The following is a 25,720-nucleotide window of genomic DNA, read 5'->3' as shown; positions in this document are numbered from 1 at the left end:
ACAATGCCGACCGCGACTCCCCTTTCGGCTCTCCGGGGAACGGCACACGACCCCCGTACGGGGCTGCTCGGACCGTAACTTCGCCAGATGCCGACGCGCTTGCATACAGTGACAGAACTTCCTCGCAAGCGGATCGAAGGGACGTACATGCCCATGGGTCACACGGCCACAGAACAAGCCGGCTCCGGCGGCCTGACAGCAACCGAGCATCGGCTGGCCAACGGCCTGCGCGTGGTGCTCTCCGAGGACCACCTGACGCCGGTCGCGGCGGTGTGCCTGTGGTACGACGTCGGCTCACGCCATGAAGTCAAGGGTCGTACGGGCCTGGCTCACCTCTTCGAGCACTTGATGTTCCAGGGGTCCGCACAGGTGAAGGGCAACGGCCACTTCGAGCTCGTCCAGGGTGCCGGCGGGTCGCTGAACGGCACCACGAGCTTCGAACGCACCAACTACTTCGAGACCATGCCCGCCCATGAGCTGGAGCTCGCGCTCTGGCTGGAGGCGGACCGGATGGGCTCGCTGCTCACCGCGCTCGACGAGGAGTCCCTGGAAAACCAGCGTGACGTCGTCAAGAACGAGCGCCGCCAGCGCTACGACAACGTCCCGTACGGCACGGCCTTCGAGAAGCTCACGGCCATGGCGTACCCGGAGGGCCACCCGTACCACCACACGCCCATCGGGTCGATGGCCGATCTGGACGCCGCCTCCCTGGAGGACGCGCGGGCCTTCTTCCGTACGTACTACGCGCCCAACAACGCCGTCCTGTCGATCGTCGGTGACATCGACCTGGAGCAAACGCTCACCTGGGTGGAGAAGTACTTCGGCTCCATCCCGTCGCACGACGGCAAGCAGCCGCCGCGGGACGGCACGCTGCCCGACGTCATCGGCGGCGAGCTGCGCGAGATCGTCGAGGAGGAGGTCCCCTCCCGCGCCCTGATGGCGGCCTACCGGCTGCCGCACGACGGCACCCGTGAGGCGGACGCCGCGGACCTCGCCCTCACCGTCCTGGGGGGCGGCGAGTCCTCCCGCCTCTACAACCGCCTGGTACGCCGCGACCGCACCGCCGTCGCGGCCGGTTTCGGTCTGCTGCGGCTGGCCGGGGCGCCCTCGCTGGGCTGGCTCGACGTGAAGACGTCCGGCGGCGTGGAGGTCCCGGACATCGAGCGCGCGGTCGACGAGGAGCTGGCCCGCTTCGCCGCCGAGGGGCCGACCCCGGAGGAGATGGAGCGCGCGCAGGCCCAGTTGGAGCGCGAGTGGCTGGACCGCCTCGCGACGGTCAGCGGCCGCGCCGACGAACTGTGCCGGTTCGCCGTCCTGTTCGGCGACCCGCAGCTCGCGCTGACCGCCGTCCAGCGCGTACTGGAGATCACCCCGCAGGAGGTGCAGGCGGTCGCCAAGGCCCGGCTGCGCCCCGACAACCGAGCGGTGCTCGTCTACGAGCCCACCGAGCCCACCGAACCGACTGAGCCCACCGACACCGCTGCCGAGACCGAGGAAGAGGAGGCGGCCCAGTGAGCGACGCCGTTGCCAGCGCAGGCCCCGTCGAGAGCACTATGGTCTTCCACCCGCAGCCCCGGGGCGGCGCGCCCAAGCCGTGGGCCTTCCCGGCGCCCGAGCGCGGTCAGCTCGCCAACGGGCTGACGCTGCTGACCAGTCACCGTCCCGGCCAGCAGGTCGTCGCCGTCGAGATCAATCTCGTCGCTCCTCTGGAGGCCGAGCCCGAGGGCCTGGACGGCGTGGCCACGATCATGGCGCGTGCCCTGTCCGAGGGCACCGACAAGCACACCGCCGAGGAGTTCGCCGCCGAGCTGGAGCGCTGTGGCGCCACCCTGGACGCGCACGCCGACCATCCCGGAGTACGGGTCTCCCTCGAAGTCCCGGCCTCCCGGCTGCCGCGCGCGCTCGGCCTGCTCGCCGACGCCCTGCGGGCCCCCGCCTTCCCGGAGAGCGAGGTCGAGCGGCTCGTACGCAACCGGCTCGACGAGATCCCGCACGAGCTCGCCAACCCGGCCCGGCGCGCCGCGATGGCCCTGTCCAAGGAGCTGTTCCCGGCCGCCTCCCGGATTTCGCGGCCCCGTCAGGGCACCGAGGAGACCGTCGCGCGGATCGACGCGGCGGCCGTCCGCGCCTTCTACGACGCCCATGTACGGCCCGCCACGGCCACCGCCGTCATCGTCGGTGACTTCGCCGGCGTCGACCTGGACGCGGCGCTCACCGACACCCTGGGCGCCTGGACCGGTTCCACCGCCGAGCCGCTGAAGGCGTCGCCGATCACCGCCGACGACACCGGCCGCGTGGTGATCGTGGACCGTCCCGGGGCCGTCCAGACGCAGCTGCTCATCGGCCGTATCGGCGCCGACCGGCACGACCGTGTCTGGCCCGCGCAGGTCCTCGGCACGTACTGCCTGGGCGGCACCCTCACCTCCCGGCTGGACCGGGTGCTGCGCGAGGAGAAGGGCTACACCTACGGGGTGCGCGCTTTCGGCCAGGTGCTGCGGTCCGACGCGGCCGGCGGCGGTGCCGCGATGCTGGCCATCAGCGGCTCGGTGGACACCGGCTCCACGGGGCCGGCGCTGCAGGACCTGTGGCAGGTGCTGCGCACCCTGGCGGACGAGGGCCTCACGGACGCCGAGCGGGATGTCGCCGTGCAGAACCTCGTCGGGGTCGCGCCGCTGAAGTACGAGACCGCCGCGGCCGTCGCGGGGACCCTTGCCGACCAGGTGGAGCAGCATCTTCCCGACGACTTCCAGGCGCAGCTGTACCTCCGGCTGGCGGAGACGGGCACCGTCGAGGCGACGGCGGCGGCGGTGAACGCGTTCCCCGTGGACCGCCTGGTGACGGTGCTGGTGGGCGACGCGGCGCAGATCGCCGGGCCCGCCCGGGAGCTGGGCATCGGCGAGGTGACGGTCGTCAGCGGCTGATCCGCCGTGGTGGCACGGACCTGACCGGGAAGCCGGCAGGAGACCGGCGGGAAGGGGCAGGGGACCGGCCGGGACGTGCAGGAGAGCGGCAGGGCAGCGATCCGGCGGAGCCGGTGACCACTGGTCATATCGCGACAAATGAGATCCCGTGGCGTGCACGCGCCACGGGATCTCCCGTATGTCCGGATTATTGCGGCCGGTTGCTTCGTGACCGTGTGGCGTATGGCACAAAGGTGCGGTTCTGTTTGCCGATTGAAAGTTGTCCCGTTTAGCGTCGGTCCGGCTGTTCGCCAGCAGTACGCCGCAACCGCGGCACCGGACAGTCATCGCCGAGTCCCCGTACGGCGCGAGCCAGGGGAGCCGGGGACCCACATATCCCCTGGGGTGAATCGGACCTCTCTCCGGAGGAGTCCGTAGGAGACCTTCCTGCTCCGAACCCGTCAGCTAACCCGGTAGGCGAGAAGGAAGGAAAGGACAAGCCACCAGATGGCATTCATCCGTGCCACCGGGAAACACCGTCGTCCGAGCCGCTCCGCTCGGACGACCCGCAACATCGCCGGCATAGCCACCCTCGCGGCCACCGGTGTCGTCGGCTCCATGGCCTCCCCGGCGCTGGCCGCGACCGACGAGGCGACCACCGACACCGGTCTGACCCGGGCCGTCGTGCTCGGCGGCGAACTCGCCGACCGCCTGGAGGCCCAGGCCGATGCCCAGGAGGCGGCCGCCGAGGCCGCCGCCGCGCGGGCGAAGGCCGAGGCCGAGGCCAAGAAGCGGGCCGAAGAGGCCAAGCGCCGCGCCGAGGAGGCCAAGAAGAAGGCCGAGGCGAAGGCCGAGGCGGAGCGCGCCGCCAAGGAACGCGCGGCCCGTGAGGCGGAGCGCAAGCGCCTCAACGCCTATGTCGCGCCCATCGCCGGCTCCTACGTGTCCACCGGGTACAAGGCGTCCGGCGGGCTGTGGTCCTCCGGCAGCCACAGCGGCATCGACTTCCACGCCGCCTCCGGCACGTCGGTGCGCGCCGTCGCCGCGGGCACGGTCGTCGAGGCCGGCTGGGGCGGCGCGTACGGCAACAACATCGTGATCAAGATGAACGACGGTACGTACACCCAGTACGGCCACCTGTCGTCCCTCGGCGTCTCGGCCGGCCAGACCGTCACCCCGGGCCAGCAGATAGGCCTCTCCGGCAGCACCGGCAACAGCACGGGGCCGCACCTGCACTTCGAGGCCCGCACCGGCCCGGACTACGGCTCGGACATCGACCCGGTCGCCTACCTGCGTTCGCACGGCGTCAGCGTCTGACGTCCCGCCCCCGTCGCAGCGTCCTTGAGAGCCCCGGCCCCGGCCGGGGCTCCGGCGTATCCGACCGCGCTCGGTGCCGACTGCGCGCCGATGGCCAAATTATGTCCATGAATACTCGGAGTCCGTCGGAAAAGCCGCCCCAGTCGAATAGAGTCGCGGAAAAGTCGCCGATCGGCGGCTAGGGTGAGGAAAATGTCGCCGTTCGGCGATGTTTCCACGGGATTACGGCGGAGGCACGGACGATGCGAGGTCATATTTCCGCGCATGCGGTGTGCACGGCGATTCGCGATGATATTGTCTCCGGTGTGCTCGCGCCGGGGAGCCGGCTGATCGAGGACATCCTGGCAGCGCGTTACGGCGTCTCCCGGGTCCCGGTGCGCGAGGCGCTGCGCACGCTGCAGTCCGAGGGCTTCGTCACCACCCGTCATCACGCGGGCGCCTGTGTCGCCGAGCCCACCGAGCAGGAGGCGGCCGACCTCCTGGACATACGGGCCCTGTTGGAGCCGCTGGGCGCCGCCCGCGCCGCGGCCCGCCGCAGCCCGGCGCACCTCAAGGTGCTGCGCGGCCTGGTGCGGCTGGGCCGCGAACGGGCGCGCCACGGCCACCCCGCGGATCTGCGCCAACTGGACGGCTGGTTCCACGAAACGCTGGCCCAGGCGGCCGGCAGCGCCAGCCTGACGGCGCTGCTGACCCAGCTGCGTCGGAAGATCGAGTGGATGTACACCGTGGAACCGCCGGCCCGGGTGGCCGAGTCATGGGACGAACACGGCGCGGTGCTGGACGCGGTGGCCCGGAGGGACGCCGAACGGGCCCGCGCCCTGATGACCGCTCATATCGAACGCTCCCTCCTGGTGCACCGGTTGCGGCGTCCCGGCGCTGCCGAGGTGAGCGGTTCGAAACCGCCCGTCAACACGGCGCGCGTCCGCCATTAACAAACGCCCCGTATACAAAGGGGTGCGGAATGGTGTTCGGGTGGCGCGTAATGGCGTCTGCCGTTGCTGAGATGCCGTTCCTGTTATTCGGCACGCCCTCATTCTTTCGGCTCGTTGTTTTCGTAGTGCCGGGGGCGGGAATTATCCGGTGCCCGGATATTCGGTGTGCGGGTACCCGTAATTGGTGTGCTCGTGCCCCGATAATTCCGGCGCCGGTGAGAAATTCGCGGCGCTGGTGTGCGTTCATCCGGCATGACTTCCCCGGCACGGCTTCCCCGGCAGGGTGGCATCGGGCGCGCGCAGCGGCCCCGCCGCGACGGCCGTTTCCGGTCGCCGCGGCGGGGCCGCCGACGTGGGATTCCTGACGGACTCAGACGGTCTCGGGGAGCTCCTCAAGACCGTCGGCGACAAGCTTCGCCAGACGGTCGAGCGCCGCTTCGGCCCCGTCGGCGTCGGAGGCCAGCACGATCTCCTCGCCGCCCTGGGCGCCGAGGCCCAGGACCGCCAGCATGGAAGCCGCGTTGACCGGGTTGCCATCGGCCTTGGCGATCGTCATGGGGACGCCGGCCGCGGTGGCCGCACGGACGAAGATCGAGGCGGGGCGGGCGTGCAGACCCTCGTTCCAACCGACATTGACGCGGCGCTCAGCCATGGTGTTGCCCTTCAGTCGCGACTGTTGTCTAGACCAGTCTCTCACGCTGCCGAGAGTGCTCCGGAGGCCCGGTGCCCAGTGCCTGGCCTGCCCCGAGCGTACGCATGCCGAGCCGTTGTCAGTGCCCGGCCGTACTCTGTCCGCATGCAGAAGCCGCCTGACCACGCGTACCCGACCCACTGGGAAGCCGACGTGGTGCTGCGCGACGGCGGCACGGCCCGCATCCGCCCCATCACCCCCGACGACGCCGAGCGACTGGTCTCCTTCTACGAGCAGGTCTCGGACGAGTCGAAGTACTACCGCTTCTTCGCGCCCTACCCGCGGCTCTCCGACCGCGACGTGCACCGCTTCACCCACCACGACTACGTCGGCCGTGTCGGCCTCGCCGCCACCGTGGGCGGCGAGTTCATCGCCACCGTCCGCTACGACCGGATCAACGACCAGGGGCTGCCCGCCAAGAGCCCCGAGGACGACCAGGCCGAGGTCGCCTTCCTGGTCCAGGACGCACACCAGGGCCGCGGCGTCGCCTCCGCTCTCCTGGAGCACATCGCCGCGGTCGCCCGGGAGCGCGGCATCCGCCGCTTCGCCGCCGAGGTGCTGCCCGCCAACTCCAAGATGATCAAGGTGTTCACGGACGCCGGCTACACCCACCAGCGCACTTTCGAGGACGGCGTGGTCCGGCTGGAATTCGACCTCGAACCGACCGAGCAGTCCATGGCCGTGATGCGCGGCCGCGAGCAGCGCGCCGAGGCCCGCTCCGTCCAGCGGCTGCTCGCCCCGGGCTCGGTCGCCGTCATCGGAACGGGCCGCGCCCCCGGCGGCATCGGCCGCACCACTCTGCGCAACATCCTCGACTCCGGCTTCACGGGCCGTACCTACGCCGTCAACCACGCCTTCCCCCAGGGCGTGGAGCGGCTGGAGCCCGAAGGCGTGCCGGCCGTCCGCTCGCTCCGGGAGATCCCCGGCCCGGTCGACCTCGCGGTCATCGCCGTCCCCGCCGAGCGTGTGCCCGATGTGGTCCGTGACTGCGGCGAACACGGCGTCCAGGGGGTGCTGATCCTCTCCTCCGGTTACGCGGAATCGGGCCGCGAAGGACGCGAGCGGCAGCGTGCCCTGCTCCGCCAGGCCCGCTCGTACGGTATGCGGCTCATCGGGCCCAACGCCTTCGGCCTGATCAACACCGCCCCGGCCGTCCGGCTGAACGCCTCGCTGGCCCCCCAGATGCCCGGCGCCGGCCGGATCGGCCTGTTCACCCAGTCCGGCGCGATCGGCATCGCCCTGCTCAGCGGGCTGCACGCACGTGGTCCCGGTGACGGCGGTATCGCCGGCATCTCCGCCTTCGTCTCGGTCGGCAACCGCGCCGACGTCTCCGGCAACGACCTCCTCCAGTACTGGCACGAGGATCCGGACACCGACGTCGTGATCCTCTATCTGGAGTCCATCGGCAACCCCAGCAAGTTCGCCCGGCTCGCGCGCCGCACCGCGGCCGTCAAACCGGTCGTCGTCGCCAAGGGCGCCCGGCACACCGGCGCCGCCCCGCTGGGGCACACCGTGCCCACCGTACGGATCCCCGACAGCACCGTCGCCGCCCTGATGCGCCAGGCCGGTGTGATCCGCGTCGACACGGTCACCGAGCTGATCGACGCCGGGCTGCTGCTGGCCTCCCAGCCGCTGCCGGCCGGTCCGCGCATCGCCATCCTGGGCAACTCCGAATCGCTCGCCCTGCTGACGTACGACGCCTGCCTGACGGAAGGGCTGCGGCCGCTGCGCCCCCGTGTGCTGGCCTCCGCGGCGACGCCGGACGACTTCCACACGGCCCTCGCCGAGGCGCTGGCGGGCGACGACTGCGACGCCGTCGTCGTCACGGCCATTCCATGGGTGGGGGAGGAGGACATCGCGCCCGCCGGCGAGAGCGAGGGCATCGCGCTCGCCGCCGCCTTGCGAGCGGCCGCTGCGGCGCATCCCGCGAAGCCGGTGACCGTCGTCCACCTCGCGATGGACGACCTGGCGGAGACGCTCGCGGCACCGGGGGAGCCGGGAGAGCCCGAGGAGAAGCGGCAGCCGGGAGAGCGCCCCGTACGATCGGCGGGGCCGCCGCATCCGGACGCCACCGAAGCACCCGTCTCCACGGAAGCCCCCGCCCCCGCGGCATCCCCGGCCACCACGGAAACCCCGTCCCCCACCAGGGCCCCGGCGCGGCCCTCCGCCCCCACCCGGCCCTCCACCCCGCCCTACCCGCCCGCCCCCGTCGAGGAAGCCGTCCCCCCGGCCGCCCCCAGCGCCCGTCCTGCGCCGGTCCGCATCCCGGCCTACCCCGCCGCCGAGCGGGCCGTGCGTTCGCTCGCCGAGGCCGTCCGTTACGCGGCCTGGCGCCGGGAGGCCGCCGACCCGGGCCGCGTCCCGGAGTACGACGACATCCAGGAGGCGGCGGCCGGTGCCGACATCGAGCGGCTGCTCGACCGGCTCACCCCCGACATCGCCGCCGGCCGTTCCGTACCGCTCCCCCCGGAGGACGCCGTGGGCCTGCTCGCCCGTTACGGCATCCACACCGTGCCCACCCTCCCGGCCCCCGGCCCGGAGGCCGCGGTCCGCGCCGCCGCCCGCCTCGGCTATCCGGTCGCCCTCAAGACCACCGCCCCGCATCTGCGGCACCGCGCCGATCTCGGCTGCATCCGCCTGGACATCGCGAACGAAACCGAACTTCGCCGCACCTACGCCGAATTGACCGACTTCCTCGGCTCCCCGGCAGAGCTGCGTCCGGTCGTCCAGCCGATGGTGCCGCGCGGCGTCGACACCGTCATCCGGGCCGCCATCGACCCGGCCGCCGGCGCCGTTCTCTCCTTCGGCCTGGCCGGTGCCCCCTCCCAGCTGCTCGGCGATATCGCGCACCGTCTCATTCCGGCCACCGACCGCGATGTCGCCGAGCAGATCCGGTCGATCCGCGCCGCCCCGCTCCTCTTCGGCTGGCGCGGCTCCCAGCCCGTCGAGACCGCCGCGCTCGCGGAGCTGCTGCTGCGCGTCTCCCGGCTCGCCGACGACCACCCCGAGGTGGTCGGTGTCGACCTCGAACCGGTCGTCGTCGCCCCGCACGGCCTCTCCGTCCTGGGAGCCGCCGTCCGCCTCGCCCGTCCGCCCGCCACCACCGACCTCGGCCCCCGCCGCCTGCCCGCCTACTGAGCCGGGACGGGCTCGTCCGCCGCCCCTGCCAGCGCCTTCGTGCTGCCCGGAGGGACTGATGACGCACGCGTCTCCGAGGTACAGCACGCCCCGTAAGATGGACTCCATGGCTAAGACCGGTACGACGACCCAGGGGCTGCGCGCGGCGATCGAGCGCAGTGGCTATTACCCGACCCTCGTGTCCGAGGCGGTGCAGGCCGCCGTCGGTGGTGAGCCGGTCGTGTCGTACCTCGTGCATCAGGAGACGACCTTCGACGCCAACGAGGTCCGTCGCCATGTCACGGTCCTGGTCCTGACCGGCACCCGCTTCATCGTCAGCCACACCGACGAGCAGGCCGCCGACGCCACCTCCCCGTCGCCGTACGCCACCACCTCCACCGAGTCCGTGAAGCTGGACCGGATCTCGTCCGTGGTGCTCAGCCGGGTGGTCGCCAACCCCGAGTCGTACACCCCCGGGCAGCTGCCCCGCGAGGTCGTCCTCACCATCGGCTGGGGCGCCGTCTCCCGCCTGGACCTGGAGCCCGCCAGCTGCGGTGACCCCAACTGCGAGGCGGACCACGGCTATACGGGCTCGTCCACCGCCGACGATCTCTCGCTGCGGGTCAGCGAGGCCGGCGACGGGCCCGACTCGGTCCGTGAGACGCTCGCCTTCGCCCAGGCGCTCTCCGAAGCCACCGCGCCCACCACCAGCACCCGCTGATGGTGCACGCCGTCCCCGCCTGGCCGGAACCGGAACCGCTCGATCCGCTCACCGCCCCGGTGCCCCGCTACGGCACCGGCTCGCTCGCCGACCTGCTGCCCACCATCGCCGCGGGGCAGGGGCTGACGGACCTCGCCACCGGGATGGAACTGGCCTCCGCCGACCGCGCCTGCGTCTTCCTGATCGACGGCCTCGGCTGGGACCTGCTGCGCGCCCATCCCGAAGAGGCGCCGTTCCTCACCTCCCTCCTGGGCACCTCGTTCAACGGCACCGGCCGACCGCTCACCGCGGGATTCCCGTCCACCACCGCCACCTCGCTCGCCTCGGTCGGCACCGGCTTGCCGCCGGGCGCGCACGGTCTGCCCGGCTACACCTGCCAGGACCCGGACACCGGCGCACTGATGAACCAGTTGCGCTGGCAGCCGTGGACCGATCCGTACGCGTGGCAGCCCTATCCGACGGTCTTCCGGCTGGCGGACGCCGCCGGCATCCGCACCTGCCAGGTCTCCGCACCGCACTTCGAACAGACCCCGCTCACCAAGATCGCGCTCAGCGGCGGCACCTTCCACGGCCGGCTCTCCGGTGAGGAGCGGATGGACCTGGCCGCCCAGCAACTCGCCGCCGGCGACCGCGCGTTGGTCTACACGTACTACGCCGAGGTCGACGGCATGGGACATCGCTACGGCGTCGACTCCGACGCCTGGCGCGGCCAGTTGATGTATGTCGACCGGCTCGCACAGCGGCTGGCCGAGCAACTCCCGCCGCGCTCGGCGCTCTACATCACCGCCGACCACGGCATGATCGACATCCCCTTCGACCCCGACTCCCGGATCGACTTCGACCAGGACTGGGAACTGCGCGCCGGTGTACGCCTGTTGGGCGGCGAGGGCCGGGCCCGGCATGTGTACGCGCATCCGGGCGCGGCCGCCGATGTGCTCGCCGTATGGCGTGAGGTGGTCGGCGAGCAGATGTGGGTGGCGAGCCGTGAAGAGGCCATCGCGGCGGGGTGGTTCGGCCCGCGCGTCGACGACCGGGTCCGGGGCAGGATCGGTGATGTGGTGGCCGCCGCACACGCCGACATGGTCATCATCGCGACCGAACGGGAGCCCCGTGAATCGGAGATGGTCGGGATGCACGGCTCGATGACCTCGGTGGAGCAGCTGGTGCCGCTCCTCGAAGTCCGTACCTGACCCGCACGCACCCGCCGCCCGCACCGCACCACCGCCCTGTCCGTACGAGCCTGAAAGGCCCGCGACCTCCTATGCCCGAGCTGGTGTTCTTCTCCGGAACGATGGACTGCGGAAAGAGCACCCTCGCTCTGCAGATCGAGCACAACAGGTCGGCCCGCGGCCTGCAGGGCCTGATCTACAGCCGCAACGACCGGGCCGGGCGCGGCAAGCTCTCCTCCCGCCTCGGCCTGGTCACCGAGGCCGTCGAGGCGGCGGACGACCTGGACTTCTACGTCCACGTCGTCGGCCACCTCTCCGCCGGCGGCCGGGTCGACTACGTCATCGCCGACGAGGCGCAGTTCCTCGCCCCCGAGCAGATCGACCAGCTGGCGCGCGTTGTCGACGACCTCGACCTGGAAGTCTTCGCCTTCGGGATAACCACCGACTTCCGCAGCAAGCTCTTCCCCGGCTCCCAGCGCCTGGTGGAACTGGCCGACCGCGTCGAGGTGCTGCAGGTCGAGGCGCTGTGCTGGTGCGGCGCACGGGCGACGCACAACGCCCGTACGGTCGATGGCCGGATGGTCGTCGAGGGCGCGCAGGTCGTGGTCGGCGATGTGGTCGGGGAGGCGGACGGCCCGCCGCCCGAGGTGGGTTACGAGGTGCTGTGCCGGCGCCACCACCGCCGCCGGCAGACCTCCGCGACCGCCCGCGCGGCCGTGCTCTCGCCGGATGTGCTGCCGGTCGACGCCTCCAAGTAGCCCCGGCCGGCCCGCTCCGGCTCTAGCGCTGCTGGATGATGGTGAAGACGGCGCCCTCGCTGTCGGCGACCGTCGCCAGCCGCCCGTGCGCGGAATCCCGTGCGGGCCGCAGCACATGGCCGCCGAGCTCGCCGATCCGGCGCGTCGCGGCGTCGGTGTCCGAGACGCCGAAATACGTCATCCAGTGCGGCCCCCGGTCGCGCAGCAGGGCGTTGCCCACGCCGTGGATGCCCGCCACCGCCCGCCCCTTGAGGTGCAGCGTCAGATAGTCGAAGTCGGCCGAGACGACCGGCTCCGCCTCGAAGTCGAAGACATGCTCGTAGAACGGCCCCACGGCGTCGGTCTCCTGGGTGACCAGCTCGTTCCACACCGGGGTGCCGGGCTCTCCGCTGAGCGTCGTGCCCGGCATCGACTTGCCCTGCCAGATGCCGAAGATCGCACCCTGCGGGTCGGAGGCGATCGCCATCCGTCCCGCGTCGTCAGCGTCCAGCGGCCCGACGCCGACCGTGCCGCCGCAGGAACGGATCTGCTCGGCGGTCGCATCCGCGTCGTCACTCGCCAGATAGGTGGTCCAGGCGACCGGGAGCTGACGGTCCGGCGCCAGCTCGCCGACGCCGGCCACTTCCCGGCCGTCGAGGTAGGCACGGCAGTACGGACCGAGATGCTGCGGCCCCGGGCGGAACTCCCAGCCGAAGAGCGCGCCGTAGAACTCCTGCGTCGCGGACAGGCTGTGGGCAAGAAGGCTCACCCAGCAGGGCGCGCCGGGCATCCGCCGAGTCGCTGCCTCGGTCGTCATCGTCACTCTCTCCTCGGACCAGGGGTGGTGGCCATTTGGGGTAGGTACGGGCGCGGGTCCCGAGCAGATGCTCGCACCCTCTGATCTGCTGTGCGCCCCGGCCGCGCCGTCATTGGCGCGTTCGCGAGGGAGAATGCCCGTTTTGATGTTTCACTTCCGTTTCGGCGGCGTTGCTTGCCGCCGCAACTCCGTCATACGGAGGGTGGGCACCCGCCTTCTGTGCGTAGCCGCTGCTACGCAAGGATGAGTCCCATGAATGCCATCATCACCGCTACCGAACTCGCGAGCGAGTTGGCGGGGTCAGCCGCCCCGGTGCTCCTGGACGTCCGCTACCAGCTCGGCGGGCCGCCCGGCCGCCCCCAGTACGAGGCCGGCCATCTACCGGGCGCGGTCTATGTCGATCTCGATGCCGAGCTGGCCGGACCCCCCGGCATGGCAGGCCGGCACCCGCTGCCCGATCTCACCGTCTTCACGACGGCCATGCGGCGTGCCGGGGTCAGCGCCGACCGTGCCGTGGTGGTCTACGACGGCGGCCAGGGCTGGGCGGCGGCACGTGCCTGGTGGCTGTTGCGCTGGTCGGGTCATCCTGATGTCCGGGTCCTGGATGGTGGTCTCGCCGCGTGGCAGGTGTCCGGCGGGGCCATGAGTATCGATAAAGAGACTCCGCGGGTGGGTGACTTCACGCCTGCCCCTGGGGTGCTGCCCATGCTGACGGCGGACGACGCGGCCGCACTCGCCCGTCGTGGTGTCCTCCTGGACGCGAGGGCCGGCGAGCGCTACCGGGGCGAGGCCGAGCCCATCGACCCGGTCGCCGGCCATATCCCCGGCGCCGTCTCCGCGCCGACGACCGAGAACGTCGTCGAAGGCGGCACCACCTTCCGCTCCGCGGCCGAGCTGGCCGAGCGCTTCGCGTCACTGGGTGCCACCGCGGACACCGAGGTCGGTGTCTACTGCGGCTCCGGGGTGTCCGCCGCCCAGCAGGTGCTCGCCCTCGCAGTGGCGGGCGTCCCGGCCGCGCTGTACGTCGGCTCCTGGAGCGAATGGTGCGCCGACCCGTCCCGCCCGGTGGCCACCGGCCCGCAGCCGGGCTGAGCCCCCGCCGGGCCCCTGGATGGGCCTCCCCGCACCACGACGTCCGGCCGCCCCTGGAAGCGGGGCGGCCGGACGGGTCGTTTCTCCGCAGGCGCGGCCCGTTACTCCGGCTTCTTGCGCCGGGTGCCGAAGACGATCTCGTCCCAGCTCGGCACCGCGGCCCGGCGGCCCGGCCGTACGCCGTCCGCCTCGGCCTGCCGGTCCGTCGTCCCGGTCAGCCGGTCGCGATGACCTGCCACCGCCCTGGGCATCAGCACATCGGCGTACGCGGAACCGGCCCCGGCGCTGGCCGCGGGCGGCTCCTCGACCTCGGCCTCGTCGGCCGGTTCCTCGCTCTGCGGCGCCTTGGTGGTCTCCGGGACGACCATGTCGCCACGGAAGCTCGGCACCGCCTCCAGCAGGCTGGTCAGCGAATCCCGCTCGCGCTCCCGCTCACCGTTGCCCTCCTCGGCGTCCCGCGGCTCGGTCTCCTCGCCGCCGGCGCCCGCGCGGTCGGCACGGTCCGGGCTCTGTCGGTCCAGGGCGCGGTCCAGCGGCCGATCACGCGGCAGCCGCGCGATCCGGGGCACGAACGGGAAGCTCGGCTCGGGCGTGTCGTCGCTCTCGCCGATCAGCGCCCGCGCCTCGTCGTCGACGGCCTGGACGAGTCGTCGCGGCGGGTCGTACGTCCAGCTCGCCGAGTGCGGTTCGGCCGCGACGCGGTAGACCAGCAGCACCTCCCAGGTGCCGTCGTCCCGGCGCCAGGAGTCCCACTGGACGCTCTCCTTGTCGGCGCCGCGCATCAGCAGCCGCTCCGCGACCGCCTCGCCGAGCTGCGGGCCGGTGTTCTCGCCGGGGCGCCGTACCGGGGTCTTGCGGGCCCGCTCGGCCATGAACGCGCGCTCCGCGAGCACCGGGCCCTCGAAGCGGCGCACCCGGTCGACGGGGATGCCGGCGAGCTGTGCGACCTCCTCAGCGGAGGAACCGGCTCGTATCCGCGCCTGGATGTCCCGCGGGCGGAGGTGGCTCTCCACCTCGATCTCGATCTGGCCCAGCCGCGCACGGTCATTGCGGACAGCGGCGCGCAGCCGTTCGTCGATGGGAAGCGTGTACTCGGTGCTGTCCGCAGCTTTGAGCACCAGCCGTGTGCCGTCGTTGGAGACGGCCACGACACGCAGTTCGGGCATGGGGACCTCCCGGGTGGTGCCTGCCGACGTCACGTGCGTCGCTGCTTCCGCTAGTCGAGTGTGGCCTGCCCGGGTGCAGCCTGCCACAACATTGCCGAGTTACCCGGCGTGTCGTGGCTTGGCCCAGAAACGCCGTTATGACACGGTTACCAGTTCGCAACGCTCGGTGACCATGCCGCTTGCCCTGTTACCGATCACCCGTACCGAGCGGCGGCGCCCCTGGGCGAGTGCCGCCTTCAGGGCCCTCTCCCGCGAGTCCGGGCAGCCCGACGGGAACCGGGGCCAGGGCTCGCCACAGTACTCCATTCGGGCCACCGAGGTGCACCGCCGCGCCGCCGAGTTTCTGGTGGGACAACGGAGTTGAGTCGTCTTGTCGACCTCTCTACCTGCGGCGCAGGTGGCGAGGTTCACAGATCCCCCAGTTTCGGAACTACTCACTCCGCCAAATGGTCCCTTCTCTGTGCAAGACGGATCGAAGGGGCAACCAAAGGTAGGAGATGGGCGAAGAATCCGAAAGCGATACGAAGAAGAGCGATACGAAGAAGAAGGAGAAGCGGATCGACCTGAGTCTGGCTCAGGTCGCGGGCAGCGCCCTCGCGGCGGCCGTCGCCGCGTATCTCGCGGGGCAGTTCAGCCTCTACGGAACCATCATCGGCGCGGGTGTGGTCAGTGTCGTGGCCACGACCGGCGGTTCGATATTCCAGCATCTGTTCCGGCGCACCGGCGAGCAGCTCAAGGAAGCCACGGTCACCACCCGGCCGAAGCCGCGCCGCGTCCCGCGCCGCCGCTCCGATCCCGACGATTCCCACTCACGATCCACACCACGGGACGCGCGCCGCGCCGACCCCACCATGGTGCTGCCCACCTTCGAGGAACAGGGCGCGCCGGACACGATCACGTCCGTCGCGGACAGGAACCCCGGTCCGGGCACGGACCGTACCCAGCCGATCCCGCGGGGCGGGCTCCCCGGTGACGCACGGCCCACCGACAAGACGCAGCTGGTGCCGCGCCTCGACGAGGCGACCATGGCACTGCGCCAGGAGGCTCCCCGCCCGGCCGGCCGCACGTCCGCTGACCACGGGACGGCGGACGTCGAGGAGGTCAACTCCACGACGTACGGCACCCGGCTGCGTGGCTGGAAGCGGTCGGCGCTCGGCGCGCTCGCGGTGTTCGTCCTCGCCATGGGCGCGGTGACCGCCACCGAGCTGATCACCGATCGGACGCCGAGCGGCGGCAAGGGCACCACCCTGGGGCGGCTCATCACCGGCGGCGGCTCCGGCCGGCACCAGCCCGGCACCCCGCAGACGCCCGATCCCGGCCACTCCACCGGCAACGGCACGAGCGGTGGCACCCGCGAGCCGTCCACGGATCCCGGTGACCCCGGCCGGACCGGCAGTGACCCGGGCCGTGGCACGCCGTCCCCGACGCCGACACCGTCCGGCGGCGGCGAGACCTCGCCGGACCCCGAGACGTCCCCGTCCGGGGCGCCGTCCCCGAGCCGCTCCGGTACGGGTGACGACTCCGGCGACGGCTCGAACGGTGGCCAGGACAAGGGGACGGGGGCCCAGCAGGAGCAGGAGAACTCCGAATCCCAGCAGAGCCCGGATCCGCACGCCTCCTGATACGGGGCGGACCGGCCAGGGCCGCGCCCCGGTGCCCGAGGCGGGCGCCGGGGCGCGGCTGTATGTGCCGGGCGGCGGTCAGTCGCCCAGGACCCGCCGCAGATAGTCGTTGGTGAACCGTCGCTCGGGGTCCAGGCGGTCACGCAGCGTGCGGAACTCGGCGAAGCGGGGGTAGGCGTCCGCCAGGTAGCCGGCGTCCTTGGTGTGCAGCTTTCCCCAGTGCGGGCGCCCGCCGTGCGCCGTCATGATCCGTTCGGTGGCCGCGAAATACGCCTGGTACGGCGTCCCCCGGTACATGTGCACGGCGATATAGGCGGTGTCCCGGCCCGAGGCGGTGGACAGCGGGATGTCGTCGGCCGGCGCGGTCCGCACCTCCACCGGGAAGCCGACCCTGAGGCCCGAGCGTGCGACCATCGCCCGCAGCTCGCCCAGCGCCGCGACGGCGGCCTCGCGCGGCACCGCGTACTCCATCTCCAGGAACCGCACCCGGCGCGGCGAGGTGAACACCTTGTACGGGATGTCGGTGTACGTACGGGCCGAGAGCACTTGGCTGGAGATCTTGGCGATGCCCGGTATCGCCGCCGGGAACGCCCGGCCGACGGCACAGGCCGCTTGGAAGACACCGTTGGAGAGCAGCTCGTCCTCGACCCAGCCGCTGACCTTGCCGGGCGGCGCGGCCGGGCCCTGGCTGCGGTTGTTGCGCTTGGTGTTGCAGTTGCCGGTGTGCGGGAACCAGTAGAACTCGAAGTGTTCGTTCTCGGCGATCAGCTCGTCGAACCGGCCGGTCACCTCGTCGAACTGCATCGGCTCCTCGCGGGCCGTCAACAGGAACTCCGGTTCCACGGCGAAGGTGAGCTCGGTGATCACGCCCAGCGCGCCCAGGCCGAGCCGGGCCGCGGCGAAGACCTCCGGGTTCTGCCCTGCGGAGCAGGTGCGGACCGTGCCGTCGGCGGTGACCAGTTCGAGGCCGGTGATCTGGGCGGCGACCGAGGCGGAGTCGCGGCCGGTCCCGTGGGTGCCGGTGGCGGCGGCCCCGGAGACGGTCTGTTCCATGATGTCGCCCATGTTGGTCAGCGACAGTCCGTGCGCGGCCAGCGTCTCGTTGAGGCGCTTGAGCGGAGTGCCGGCGGCCACTGTCACCGTCCCGGCGGCGCGGTCGACCTTCCGTACGCCGGTGAGCCGCTCGGGGCGGATCAGCAGTCCGTCGGTGGCGGTCACCCCGGTGAAGGAGTGGCCGGTGCCGGCGGCCTTGACCGTCAGCCCGTCCTCGGCGGCGGAGCGGACGGCGGCCGCCAGCTCCTCCGTGCTCGCGGGGGCCACGGTCCGTGCGGGCCGTGCGGTGACATTGCCCGCCCAGTTGCGCCACGGCCGTGGTGGTGACGTGGTCGCGCCGTGCCCTCCCGAGCCGCCGACGGCATTGCTGACTGCCATGGTGACGTCCCCTCCCTCCGCACGGGCCCGCCGTGTTCGGCGGCCGCTGGTGTGTGCGCATGATGTCAGCCACCGACGCGACATCCAGGCGGGGTGACAGGAATCACATGATCAAGGGGCGGTCCGGAGTGGTTCGGCTCCATGGCATGGCCTACCGCCGGTAACGGAGAACACCGCCGTGGCGTGCGATGACGCCCGGTCGCGTACGGGCGTCAGCAGGGCGACTCGCTGTGCGCGTCCCGCGGCCGCGCGGCCGGGCCGCCTTCCGCGACCGCCGCCGACGGCGTCGCAGGACGCGGCCGGAGCCTGCGGTAGCCCGCGACCGCCACCAGCGCGGCCAGCGCCCCCGCCGCAAGGGGCACGAGGTAGCCGCGTCCCGCCCCGGCGGCGTCGACGACCGAGCCGGCCGCCGACGAACCGAGCGCGACGCCCACCGCGAGTCCGGTGCTGGTCCACGTCATGCCCTCGGTCAGCTGAGACCGCGGCACATGCTCCTCGACCAGCGCCATGGTGGTCACCATCGTCGGCGCGATGGCCAGCCCCGCGACGAACAGCATCACCGCCAGTACCGGCAGGGAACCGGTCAGCTGCAGCGGCACCATGCTCACGGCCATCGCACCGACACCGATCACCCAGCGGCGGGCGGCGTGCCCCGTGAGGTGCAGCAGCCCGAAGACGGCTCCGGCGACGCACGAGCCGAGCGCGTAGACCGCGAGCACCAGGCTGGCGGCCGCCTTGTGGCCCGCCTCCTCGGCGAACGCGACGGTCACCACATCGATCGCCCCGAAGATCGCGCCGGTTGCCACAAACGTCACCACCAGCACCTGGAGCCCAGGCGAGCGCAGCGCGGAGCCCTCGGAGCGCTGCTCGCGCGGCTGCGGCACCGGCTCCGTGGCGCGCTGCGCCGTCAGCCAGAAGACGCCGGCGGCCAGGAAGCCGGCGGCCAGCAGCGGCCCGGCCTCCGGGAACCAGGCGGTGGACAGCCCGATGGACACGATGGGGCCGACGATGAAGCACACCTCGTCGACGATCGACTCCCACGCGTACGCGGTGTGCAGGACGCGCGGGGAGCCACGGTAGATCTCCGCCCAGCGCGCCCGGATCATCGAGCCGATGCTCGGCACACAGCCCGCACCGGCCGAGAAGACGAACAGCGTCCAGTCCGGCCGGCCCTGTTGTGCGCTCAGCAGCAGACCGGCGACCGCCGTGAGCGAGACCAGGGTGGCCGGGCGCAGCACCCGGCGCTGGCCGTGCCGGTCGACCAGCCGCGAGATCTGCGGGCCGATCACCGCGGCGGACAGCGCGAGCGTCGCGGACAGCGCTCCCGCCAGCCCGTAGCGCCCGGTCAGCTGGGAGATCATCGTGACGACGCCGATGCTCATCATCGACAGCGGCAGACGGCCCAGGAACCCGGCGGCGGAGAACGACATGGTGCCGGGGCGGCCGAATATGGCGCGGTAGGGACTGGGCAACGGGTGCTCCGCCGGTGAGGACCGAAAAATCGGTAAGGGATGACTCGGGCCGATACAGCTTACGGGCGGTGGGTCACCGGATGCTCCCGATTTTTCGCCCTCCGTGACACCGGCCGTACCGGGCCGCCCGCACCCACGGCACGCAGGGGTCTGCCCGCCCTGTCCGGGGCAGGGGTGGCAGGATCGACGACATGCCCGAACAGCGCGAAGCTCCCTTGAGTCGCCCCGCAGGGGACCCCAGCCCCTATGACGCCCTGCTGTTGCTGTCCTTCGGCGGCCCCGAAGGCCCCGACGACGTCGTCCCGTTCCTGGAGAACGTCACCCGCGGCCGCGGCATCCCCACAGAGCGCCTCAAGGAGGTGGGGCAGCACTACTTTCTGTTCGGCGGCGTGAGTCCCATCAACGCGCAGAACCGTGAGCTGCTGGACGCGCTGCGCGAGGACTTCGCCGAGCACGGCCTGGATCTGCCGGTCTACTGGGGCAACCGCAACTGGGCGCCGTATCTGACCGACACCCTGCGCACCATGGTCAACGACGGTCACCGCCGTATCGCCGTTTTGGCCACCAGCGCGTACGCCTCGTACTCGGGCTGCCGCCAGTACCGCGAGAACCTCGCCGACGCGCTCGCCGTCCTCCAGGCCGAGGGCCTGCCGGTTCCCCGGGTCGACAAGCTCCGGCACTACTTCAACCACCCCGGCTTCGTCCGCCCGATGGCCGACGCCGTGCTGGCCTCGCTCGCCGGACTGCCCGAGGACGTGCGGGCCGGCGCCCATATCGCGTTCACCACGCACTCGATCCCGACGGCCGCCGCCGACACCTCGGGCCCGCCCGCCGACCACACCCGGGACGGCGAGGGCGGTGCGTATGTCGCCCAGCACCTGGACGTGGCGCGGGTGATTGCGGACGCGGTGTGCGCGGAGACCGGTGTGGAGCACCCCTGGAAGCTCGTCTACCAGTCCCGCAGCGGCGCCCCGCACATCCCCTGGCTGGAGCCGGACATCTGCGACCACCTGGAGGAGGCGCACCGCGCGGGCGTCCCCGCCGTCGTCATGGCCCCCATCGGATTCGTCTCGGACCACATGGAGGTCAGGTACGACCTCGACACCGAGGCCACCGCCAAGGCCGCGGAGCTGGGGCTGCCGGTCGCCAGGTCGGCCACGGTCGGCGCCGACCCGCGCTTCGCCGCGGCCGTCCGCGACCTCCTCCTGGAGCGTGCCGCGACCGAACGGGGCCGCTCCCCGGAGCGCTGCGCACTGGGCGCCCTCGCCGCCTCGCACGACCTGTGCCCGGTCGGCTGCTGCCCCGCCCGGACCCCGCGCCCGGCCGCCGCCGGCGCGGACTGGGAGGGCCCGGTCGCGGAAGCCCAGGCGCCCGCCTCGTAGGTCCTGCCGGCGGGAGTCCGACGGACACCCCGCCGCCCCCTGACCACCGCTCGTCCGAGCAAGGAGCAACGTGCCCGACCCACAGAAGCCCGGACCGTCCGCGTCCGACGATCCGCTGTACGACGAACTCCTCGAACTGGCCCTGGAGGCCGCCCGCCGCGCCGGAACGCTGCTGCGCGACGGCCGGCCCGCCGACCTGGGCGTGGCCGCCACCAAGACCAGCCCCATCGACGTCGTCACGGAGATGGACCTCGCCTCCGAGAAGCTGATCACCGGCTTCATCGCCGAGCACCGGCCCGACGACGGCTTCCTGGGGGAGGAGGGCGCCAGCGTCGCCGGCAGCAGCGGTGTGCGCTGGGTCATCGACCCGGTCGACGGCACCGTCAACTACCTCTACGGGCTGCCCTCCTGGGCCGTGTCCATCGCGGCGGAGAAGGACGGCGAGACGGTCGTCGGGGTCGTCGCCGCCCCGATGCGCGGCGAGACGTACCGGGCCGTCCTCGGCCGCGGCGCGTTCAACAACGGCGAGCGCGTCCACCACCGGCCCGCGCCGCCGCTCTCCCAGGCGCTGGTCGGCACCGGCTTCGGCTACCTCGCCGAGCGCCGGGCCGCCCAGGCGGACGTGGTGCGCACGCTCATCCCGAGGGTGCGCGACATCCGGCGCGGCGGCTCGGCCGCGATCGACCTGTGCGATGTGGCCTGCGGCCGGCTCGACGCCTACTACGAGCGCGGCCTCAATCCGTGGGACCTGGCGGCCGGTGCGCTGATCGCCCGTGAGGCCGGTGCGCTCACCGGGGGCCGTCCCGGCGAGCCGGCCTCCCACGAGCTGACCGTCGCCGCCTCCCCGGCCGTCTTCGAGGAGCTCCAGCCGCTCCTGGACGAACTCGGCGCCTGGCACGACTGACCGCGACGCGGTAGCGGACACGACAGCGCCCCGGCACCGTCCACGCGGTGCCGGGGCGCCGATGTCCGAGCGCCGGGGAATCAGACGCTGCTGACCCCGACCTTGACGCCGTGCTCGACGGCCAGGCGCTGCAGGTCCTCCAGCTCGCCCTGCTCGACCTCGGCGAGGAAGTCGTCGCCGGCCGCGCGGGCCCGGTCCAGATCGGCTTCGGTGTTCTTTATGCGCTGCAGAATGCCTGCGGTGAACGCGTCCATGGTGCGCCCCCTCGTCGTGGGTCGGTGGCACGGGGGTGTGCCGACGGGTGGGTGATCACGGCGTTGCCCCTGCGGTGGACCGGGTCGTGGCGTGGCGCCGTACAGGGCGTGATCGCGGGTGTGCAGTCGTCCTCCCCACCCGCAACCTCAGGGAAACCTCAACCCGTGGAGGAATCCCGCCGATCAGGCCGACGGAATCCGGCTCCGCCCCTCCGCACCCCTCTTACTGCCGGTTTATGGCTCTACGGGGCAGGATGGAAGGGCTCCGAGACATTGTTGTGCCCTGCCCGAGAGGGCCCTGAGGAAGGACTAGCGACGTGCGTGTTCTCGTCGTCGAGGACGAGCAGCTGCTCGCCGATGCGGTGGCCACCGGACTGCGCCGGGAGGCCATGGCCGTCGACGTGGTCTACGACGGCGCGGCCGCCCTGGAACGGATCGAGGTCAACGACTACGACGTGATCGTCCTCGACCGCGACCTCCCGCTGGTCCACGGCGACGACGTCTGCCGCAAGATCGTCGAACTGGGTATGCCGACCCGCGTCCTGATGCTCACCGCCTCCGGCGACGTCAGCGACCGCGTGGAGGGCCTGGAGATCGGCGCGGACGACTATCTGCCCAAGCCGTTCGCCTTCACCGAGCTGACCGCCCGGGTACGCGCCCTGGGACGGCGGACCACCGTCGCGCTGCCGCCCGTCCTGGAGCGGGCCGGTATCAAGCTCGACCCCAACCGCCGTGAGGTCTTCCGCGACGGCCGGGAGGTGCAGCTCGCGCCGAAGGAGTTCGCGGTCCTGGAGGTCCTGATGCGCAGCGAGGGCACGGTCGTCTCGGCCGAACAGCTTCTGGAGAAAGCCTGGGACGAGAACACCGATCCGTTCACCAACGTCGTACGGGTCACGGTCATGACGCTGCGCCGCAAACTCGGCGAACCCGCGGTGATCGTCACCGTCCCCGGCTCGGGATACCGGATCTGACCGGCGATGCCCTCCCTGCCCTCGTTCTCCAAGGCGGCGTCCACCCCGCCGCCCGCCGCTCCGCCCAAGCCCACCTGGGACCCCAAGCCGGTCAATGTCCGGCCCTTCCCCTGGCTGCGGCCGACCATCCGGATAAGGCTCACGCTGCTGTACGGCGGCATGTTCCTGATGGCCGGCATCGTGCTGCTCACGATCATCTACATGCTGGCCGCGAACGCGCTGAGCGCCGGAAACCAACTGCCCTTCAAGATCGTGGGCGCGAAGCAGCTGGAGATCTACAGCAGCACCTGTCCCGGGCTGACCGCGGTGGGGGACATCCCGCAGCTGAACAGCGAGGTCAGTCAGTGTCTGCTGCACCAGCGGGCGGCCGCCCTCGACACCCTGCTCCAGCGCTCGCTGATGGCGCTGATGGGGCTGACCGTGGTGGCGTTCGCGTTCGGGTACGCGATGGCGGGGCGGGTGCTGTCGCCGCTGGGCCGGATCACGCGGACCGCGCAGCGGGTGGCCGGCTCGGATCTGCACCGCCGGATCGAGCTGGGCGGTCCGGACGATGAGCTCAAGGAGCTGGCCGATACGTTCGACGAGATGCTGGACCGGCTGGACCGGGCCTTCGAGTCGCAGCGTCGCTTTGTCTCCAACGCTTCGCACGAGCTGCGTACCCCGTTGGCGATCAACCGCACGCTGCTGGAGGTCCAGCTCGCCGATCCGGACGCGTCCCCGGAGCTGGCGCAGCTGGGCAAGACGCTGCTGGCGACGAACGAGCGCAGTGAGCAGCTGGTGGAGGGGCTGCTGCTGCTCGCCCGCAGTGAGAACAAGGTCGTCGACAAGAAGCCCGTGGATCTGTCGGAGGTCGCGGCGCAGGCGGTCGAGCAGACCCGCGAGGAGGCGCACACCAAGGGCGTGGCGTTGCGCGGGGTCCGTCAGCAGGTCTTCGTCCAGGGCAACGGTGTGCTGCTGGAGCGGATCGCGCTGAACCTCGTGCAGAACGCGGTGCGCTACAACGTTCCCGAGGAGGGCTGGGTCGAGGTCACCACCGAGCCGCAGCCCGGTTGCGCGGTGCTGGTGGTCACCAACACCGGCCCCGTGGTCCCCGCCTACGAGATCGAGAATCTCTTCGAGCCCTTCCGGCGGCTGCGCACCGAGCGGACCGGCAGCGACAAGGGCGTCGGTCTGGGGCTGTCCATCGTGAAGTCCGTGGTGCGGGCGCACGACGGCGCCATCACCGCCGAGCCCCGCGAAGGCGGCGGGCTGGTGGTGCGGGTCGTCCTGCCGCTCTGACGGGAGGGCGGGGACGGTAACGGAACGGTATGGGGCTGTACGGGCCGTGAACGCCGCGCGGCCCCGGCGCCCCGTAGGACTTCTGTGCGTACGATCGCCCGCCGCGCCGCCGTCCGGCGACCTGCCGCCGGTTTGACGAGAGGGTGGGTCGGCGGGGATCCTTCGCCAAGTTCGCTTTGCGCGGAATTCGGCCGGTCCGCCGGCCACCTTGATCGTGTGTGATCCCTCACAGCCGCGAATTTCCGGCCATCTACGTTCTGTGATCAAACCGCCTGGTGGAAAGCCGGGAAAATCCTGGTTTCCCAAGGCCCTGATCACGGGAAGTACACGTGATGGGCTGCGCGAGGTGCGACATTCGGACCGTGTACGGTCCTGATCGCCATCCAAACCGATCACCTCTTCAGGGGGCCGGTTGGGTGTCGATTGAGTAACAGACCTTGATGTGAGGCAAAATCTCCGCCTCAGGTCGGGCACAAGTCCGGCCTCTCACGCGTTACCTGCGCTGAGACACCGCAGACACCCAGAGGGGGAGAGCGACAAATGGCTACGGATTACGACACCCCACGCAAGACCGATGACGACCTCAATGAGGACAGCATCGAGGAACTGAAGTCGCGGCGGAACGACAAGTCCGCCTCGGCCGTCGACGTCGACGAGTTCGAGCAGGCCGAGGGCCTGGAGCTGCCCGGCGCCGACCTCTCGAACGAGGAGCTCGCCGTCCGCGTTCTGCCCAAGCAGCAGGACGAGTTCACCTGCATGAGCTGCTTCCTGGTGCACCACCGCAGCCAGCTCGCCGCGGAGGACAAGAACGGCAACCCGATCTGCCGCGACTGCGCGGCCTGAGACGGGCAGACGCCGTGGCAGGCGCGAACCTGTTCCGCAAGGGACGCAAGGGCGGGACAGGCCCGGCGGCCGGCGCACGATCACACGACGACACCGCGCCCGTGCCCGCCGCCCCGACCGCCTTCCCCGCGGAGCGGATCACCCGCGCCGTGCAGGGGCGGGGCCGCCCGGCCTCGCTCGCGGCCGAGGTCCGGCGCGGTGCCGGCAAGGTGAGCGCGCGTTCCGGGGCCCTCTCCCGCGCGAAGCTGCGGGGGCTGCTCGCCGCGGTCGCCGACCGGATCATCGACACCGCCCCGCGGATCCCGGTCCGCGACCTCGCCACGCTGCGCGCCCAGTTCCCCGGCCTGCCCCCCGAGGAACTGGCCGACAAGCTCGTGGTGGGCGCCTGCCGGGGCAGTGCCACCGTCGGAGCGGGCGTGGGTGCGGCGGCGATGCTGCCCGTACCGCCCGCCATGCCGGCCGAGCTGGCCGCCGAGGTGGTCGGCGTCGCCTCGGTCGAGATCAAGCTGATCGCCGAGCTGCACGAGGTCTACGGCCTGCGGCCGGCCGGGAACCTCAAGCAGCGCGCGACGGCCTATCTGACGTCCTGGACCGAGGAACGGGGCATCGAGGTCACCAAACCGGCCACGGTGAACGCCGCACTCGGCGGGCAGCTGAAGCGCGAACTGCGCCAGCAGATCATGAAGCGCACCCTGCGCAACCTTCCCAACCTCGCGCCGTTCATGATCGGCGCCGCCGTCGGGGCGTTCATGAACCGGCGGGACACCAGAAAGCTCGCCGACCGGGTCCGTAGGGATCTGCGCGCCCGGCGGGTGCCGTGGGACGTCCTGCCCGGCGCCTCGCGTGACGCCCTCCTGGTGGGCAAGTGGGCCGGCTCCGCCCGGCCCGGATCGGGTGACTGACT

Annotated in this window: 22 protein-coding genes and 1 riboswitch; of the genes, 16 read left to right on the top strand and 6 right to left on the bottom strand. The window is 71.8% G+C overall.

What is annotated here, in order from left to right:
• Positions 1-153 precede the first annotated feature (153 nt).
• From K9S39_RS13080 to K9S39_RS13065, 4 genes are all read left to right on the top strand, one after another.
• Complete coding sequence (locus tag K9S39_RS13080; RefSeq protein ID WP_248868717.1) at positions 154-1,515, top strand: M16 family metallopeptidase; 1,362 nt, start codon at positions 154-156, stop codon at positions 1,513-1,515.
• A 38-nt stretch (positions 1,516-1,553) separates the two neighbouring features.
• Positions 1,554-2,921, top strand: coding sequence for a M16 family metallopeptidase (locus tag K9S39_RS13075; protein ID WP_248868716.1), 1,368 nt, complete (start codon positions 1,554-1,556; stop codon positions 2,919-2,921).
• Positions 2,922-3,238: 317 nt separating this feature from the next.
• Positions 3,239-3,395, top strand: a riboswitch (cyclic di-AMP (ydaO/yuaA leader).
• Between the two features lie 12 nt (positions 3,396-3,407).
• Complete coding sequence (locus K9S39_RS13070; protein ID WP_248863516.1) at positions 3,408-4,217, top strand: M23 family metallopeptidase; 810 nt, start codon at positions 3,408-3,410, stop codon at positions 4,215-4,217.
• A gap of 242 nt (positions 4,218-4,459) precedes the next feature.
• Entirely contained in the window at positions 4,460-5,149 is a 690-nt protein-coding gene (locus K9S39_RS13065) for a GntR family transcriptional regulator (protein WP_248863515.1), read from the top strand.
• A gap of 370 nt (positions 5,150-5,519) precedes the next feature.
• Here K9S39_RS13065 and K9S39_RS13060 read toward each other — a convergent pair whose 3' ends face one another.
• The gene (locus K9S39_RS13060; protein ID WP_248863514.1) at positions 5,520-5,801 is read right to left on the bottom strand and encodes an HPr family phosphocarrier protein; all 282 of its coding nucleotides are present in this window, start codon (positions 5,799-5,801) and stop codon (positions 5,520-5,522) included.
• Between the two features lie 144 nt (positions 5,802-5,945).
• Here K9S39_RS13060 and K9S39_RS13055 point away from each other — a divergent pair, with 144 nt between their 5' ends.
• From K9S39_RS13055 to K9S39_RS13040, 4 genes are all read left to right on the top strand, one after another.
• On the top strand, positions 5,946-8,978 hold the full coding sequence (locus tag K9S39_RS13055; protein WP_248863513.1) for a bifunctional acetate--CoA ligase family protein/GNAT family N-acetyltransferase: 3,033 nt from the start codon (positions 5,946-5,948) through the stop codon (positions 8,976-8,978).
• 106 nt (positions 8,979-9,084) lie between these two features.
• Entirely contained in the window at positions 9,085-9,678 is a 594-nt protein-coding gene (locus K9S39_RS13050) for a DUF5998 family protein (protein ID WP_248863512.1), read from the top strand.
• Positions 9,678-10,868: an alkaline phosphatase family protein gene (locus K9S39_RS13045; RefSeq protein WP_248863511.1), complete on the top strand. Its 1,191-nt coding sequence runs from the start codon at positions 9,678-9,680 to the stop codon at positions 10,866-10,868. Before K9S39_RS13050 ends, K9S39_RS13045 begins: the two co-directional genes overlap by 1 nt.
• 71 nt (positions 10,869-10,939) lie before the next feature.
• Positions 10,940-11,605: a thymidine kinase gene (locus K9S39_RS13040; protein ID WP_248863510.1), complete on the top strand. Its 666-nt coding sequence runs from the start codon at positions 10,940-10,942 to the stop codon at positions 11,603-11,605.
• A gap of 22 nt (positions 11,606-11,627) precedes the next feature.
• On the opposite strand, the gene K9S39_RS13035 is transcribed toward K9S39_RS13040, so the two are convergent.
• Positions 11,628-12,401, bottom strand: coding sequence for a VOC family protein (locus K9S39_RS13035; RefSeq protein ID WP_248863509.1), 774 nt, complete (start codon positions 12,399-12,401; stop codon positions 11,628-11,630).
• A 252-nt stretch (positions 12,402-12,653) separates the two neighbouring features.
• Between K9S39_RS13035 and K9S39_RS13030 the strand changes: the two genes are divergently transcribed.
• Positions 12,654-13,493, top strand: a complete 840-nt coding sequence (locus tag K9S39_RS13030; protein WP_248863508.1) for a sulfurtransferase — start codon at positions 12,654-12,656, stop codon at positions 13,491-13,493.
• Positions 13,494-13,594: 101 nt separating this feature from the next.
• Here the strand turns inward: K9S39_RS13030 and sepH are convergent, their stop codons facing one another.
• Positions 13,595-14,659: a septation protein SepH gene (gene sepH / locus K9S39_RS13025; RefSeq protein ID WP_248863507.1), complete on the bottom strand. Its 1,065-nt coding sequence runs from the start codon at positions 14,657-14,659 to the stop codon at positions 13,595-13,597.
• 497 nt (positions 14,660-15,156) lie between these two features.
• Here sepH and K9S39_RS13020 point away from each other — a divergent pair, with 497 nt between their 5' ends.
• Complete coding sequence (locus tag K9S39_RS13020) at positions 15,157-16,281, top strand: hypothetical protein (RefSeq protein ID WP_248863506.1); 1,125 nt, start codon at positions 15,157-15,159, stop codon at positions 16,279-16,281.
• Between the two features lie 78 nt (positions 16,282-16,359).
• On the opposite strand, the gene K9S39_RS13015 is transcribed toward K9S39_RS13020, so the two are convergent.
• Both K9S39_RS13015 and K9S39_RS13010 read right to left on the bottom strand, forming a co-directional pair.
• Entirely contained in the window at positions 16,360-17,712 is a 1,353-nt protein-coding gene (locus K9S39_RS13015) for a D-arabinono-1,4-lactone oxidase (RefSeq protein WP_248863505.1), read from the bottom strand.
• Between the two features lie 212 nt (positions 17,713-17,924).
• A complete protein-coding gene (locus K9S39_RS13010) occupies positions 17,925-19,184 on the bottom strand; it encodes an MFS transporter (RefSeq protein WP_248863504.1) in 1,260 nt (419 codons plus the stop codon).
• A gap of 191 nt (positions 19,185-19,375) precedes the next feature.
• On the opposite strand from K9S39_RS13010, the gene K9S39_RS13005 reads away from it, so the two are divergent.
• Both K9S39_RS13005 and K9S39_RS13000 read left to right on the top strand, forming a co-directional pair.
• The gene (locus K9S39_RS13005) at positions 19,376-20,566 is read left to right on the top strand and encodes a ferrochelatase (RefSeq protein ID WP_248863503.1); all 1,191 of its coding nucleotides are present in this window, start codon (positions 19,376-19,378) and stop codon (positions 20,564-20,566) included.
• Between the two features lie 70 nt (positions 20,567-20,636).
• Positions 20,637-21,470 (top strand): inositol monophosphatase family protein, encoded by an 834-nt coding sequence (locus K9S39_RS13000; protein ID WP_248863502.1) that lies wholly within the window; start codon positions 20,637-20,639, stop codon positions 21,468-21,470.
• A gap of 80 nt (positions 21,471-21,550) precedes the next feature.
• On the opposite strand, the gene K9S39_RS12995 is transcribed toward K9S39_RS13000, so the two are convergent.
• A complete protein-coding gene (locus tag K9S39_RS12995) occupies positions 21,551-21,724 on the bottom strand; it encodes a hypothetical protein (protein WP_248863501.1) in 174 nt (57 codons plus the stop codon).
• A gap of 317 nt (positions 21,725-22,041) precedes the next feature.
• Between K9S39_RS12995 and K9S39_RS12990 the strand changes: the two genes are divergently transcribed.
• From K9S39_RS12990 to K9S39_RS12975, 4 genes are all read left to right on the top strand, one after another.
• Positions 22,042-22,695, top strand: a complete 654-nt coding sequence (locus tag K9S39_RS12990) for a response regulator transcription factor (RefSeq protein WP_248863500.1) — start codon at positions 22,042-22,044, stop codon at positions 22,693-22,695.
• 6 nt (positions 22,696-22,701) lie between these two features.
• Positions 22,702-23,973, top strand: a complete 1,272-nt coding sequence (locus tag K9S39_RS12985; RefSeq protein ID WP_248863499.1) for a sensor histidine kinase — start codon at positions 22,702-22,704, stop codon at positions 23,971-23,973.
• A gap of 540 nt (positions 23,974-24,513) precedes the next feature.
• Positions 24,514-24,816, top strand: coding sequence for a DUF4193 domain-containing protein (locus tag K9S39_RS12980; protein WP_016575747.1), 303 nt, complete (start codon positions 24,514-24,516; stop codon positions 24,814-24,816).
• Between the two features lie 14 nt (positions 24,817-24,830).
• On the top strand, positions 24,831-25,718 hold the full coding sequence (locus K9S39_RS12975; protein ID WP_248863498.1) for a hypothetical protein: 888 nt from the start codon (positions 24,831-24,833) through the stop codon (positions 25,716-25,718).
• The last annotated feature ends 2 nt before the right edge of the window (positions 25,719-25,720 follow it).

Source organism: Streptomyces halobius (assembly GCF_023277745.1).
Classification (GTDB): Bacteria; Actinomycetota; Actinomycetes; order Streptomycetales; family Streptomycetaceae; genus Streptomyces; species Streptomyces halobius.
The sequence above is the reverse complement of the archived record's forward strand: the minus strand, read 5'-3'. Positions and strand labels throughout refer to the sequence as shown.

Bases quoted from the DNA above. Each gene is read 5' to 3' on its own strand.
- K9S39_RS13080 (WP_248868717.1), top strand. From the start codon at position 154: ATGGGTCACACGGCCACAGAACAAGCCGGCTCCGGCGGCCTGACAGCA.
- K9S39_RS13075 (WP_248868716.1), top strand. From the start codon at position 1,554: ATGGTCTTCCACCCGCAGCCCCGGGGCGGCGCGCCCAAGCCGTGGGCC.
- K9S39_RS13070 (WP_248863516.1), top strand. From the start codon at position 3,408: ATGGCATTCATCCGTGCCACCGGGAAACACCGTCGTCCGAGCCGCTCC.
- K9S39_RS13065 (WP_248863515.1), top strand. From the start codon at position 4,460: ATGCGAGGTCATATTTCCGCGCATGCGGTGTGCACGGCGATTCGCGAT.
- K9S39_RS13060 (WP_248863514.1), bottom strand. From the start codon at position 5,801: ATGGCTGAGCGCCGCGTCAATGTCGGTTGGAACGAGGGTCTGCACGCC.
- K9S39_RS13055 (WP_248863513.1), top strand. From the start codon at position 5,946: ATGCAGAAGCCGCCTGACCACGCGTACCCGACCCACTGGGAAGCCGAC.
- K9S39_RS13050 (WP_248863512.1), top strand. From the start codon at position 9,085: ATGGCTAAGACCGGTACGACGACCCAGGGGCTGCGCGCGGCGATCGAG.
- K9S39_RS13045 (WP_248863511.1), top strand. From the start codon at position 9,678: ATGGTGCACGCCGTCCCCGCCTGGCCGGAACCGGAACCGCTCGATCCG.
- K9S39_RS13040 (WP_248863510.1), top strand. From the start codon at position 10,940: ATGCCCGAGCTGGTGTTCTTCTCCGGAACGATGGACTGCGGAAAGAGC.
- K9S39_RS13035 (WP_248863509.1), bottom strand. From the start codon at position 12,401: ATGACGACCGAGGCAGCGACTCGGCGGATGCCCGGCGCGCCCTGCTGG.
- K9S39_RS13030 (WP_248863508.1), top strand. From the start codon at position 12,654: ATGAATGCCATCATCACCGCTACCGAACTCGCGAGCGAGTTGGCGGGG.
- sepH (WP_248863507.1), bottom strand. From the start codon at position 14,659: ATGCCCGAACTGCGTGTCGTGGCCGTCTCCAACGACGGCACACGGCTG.
- K9S39_RS13020 (WP_248863506.1), top strand. From the start codon at position 15,157: ATGGGCGAAGAATCCGAAAGCGATACGAAGAAGAGCGATACGAAGAAG.
- K9S39_RS13015 (WP_248863505.1), bottom strand. From the start codon at position 17,712: ATGGCAGTCAGCAATGCCGTCGGCGGCTCGGGAGGGCACGGCGCGACC.
- K9S39_RS13005 (WP_248863503.1), top strand. From the start codon at position 19,376: ATGCCCGAACAGCGCGAAGCTCCCTTGAGTCGCCCCGCAGGGGACCCC.
- K9S39_RS12995 (WP_248863501.1), bottom strand. From the start codon at position 21,724: ATGGACGCGTTCACCGCAGGCATTCTGCAGCGCATAAAGAACACCGAA.
- K9S39_RS12985 (WP_248863499.1), top strand. From the start codon at position 22,702: ATGCCCTCCCTGCCCTCGTTCTCCAAGGCGGCGTCCACCCCGCCGCCC.
- K9S39_RS12980 (WP_016575747.1), top strand. From the start codon at position 24,514: ATGGCTACGGATTACGACACCCCACGCAAGACCGATGACGACCTCAAT.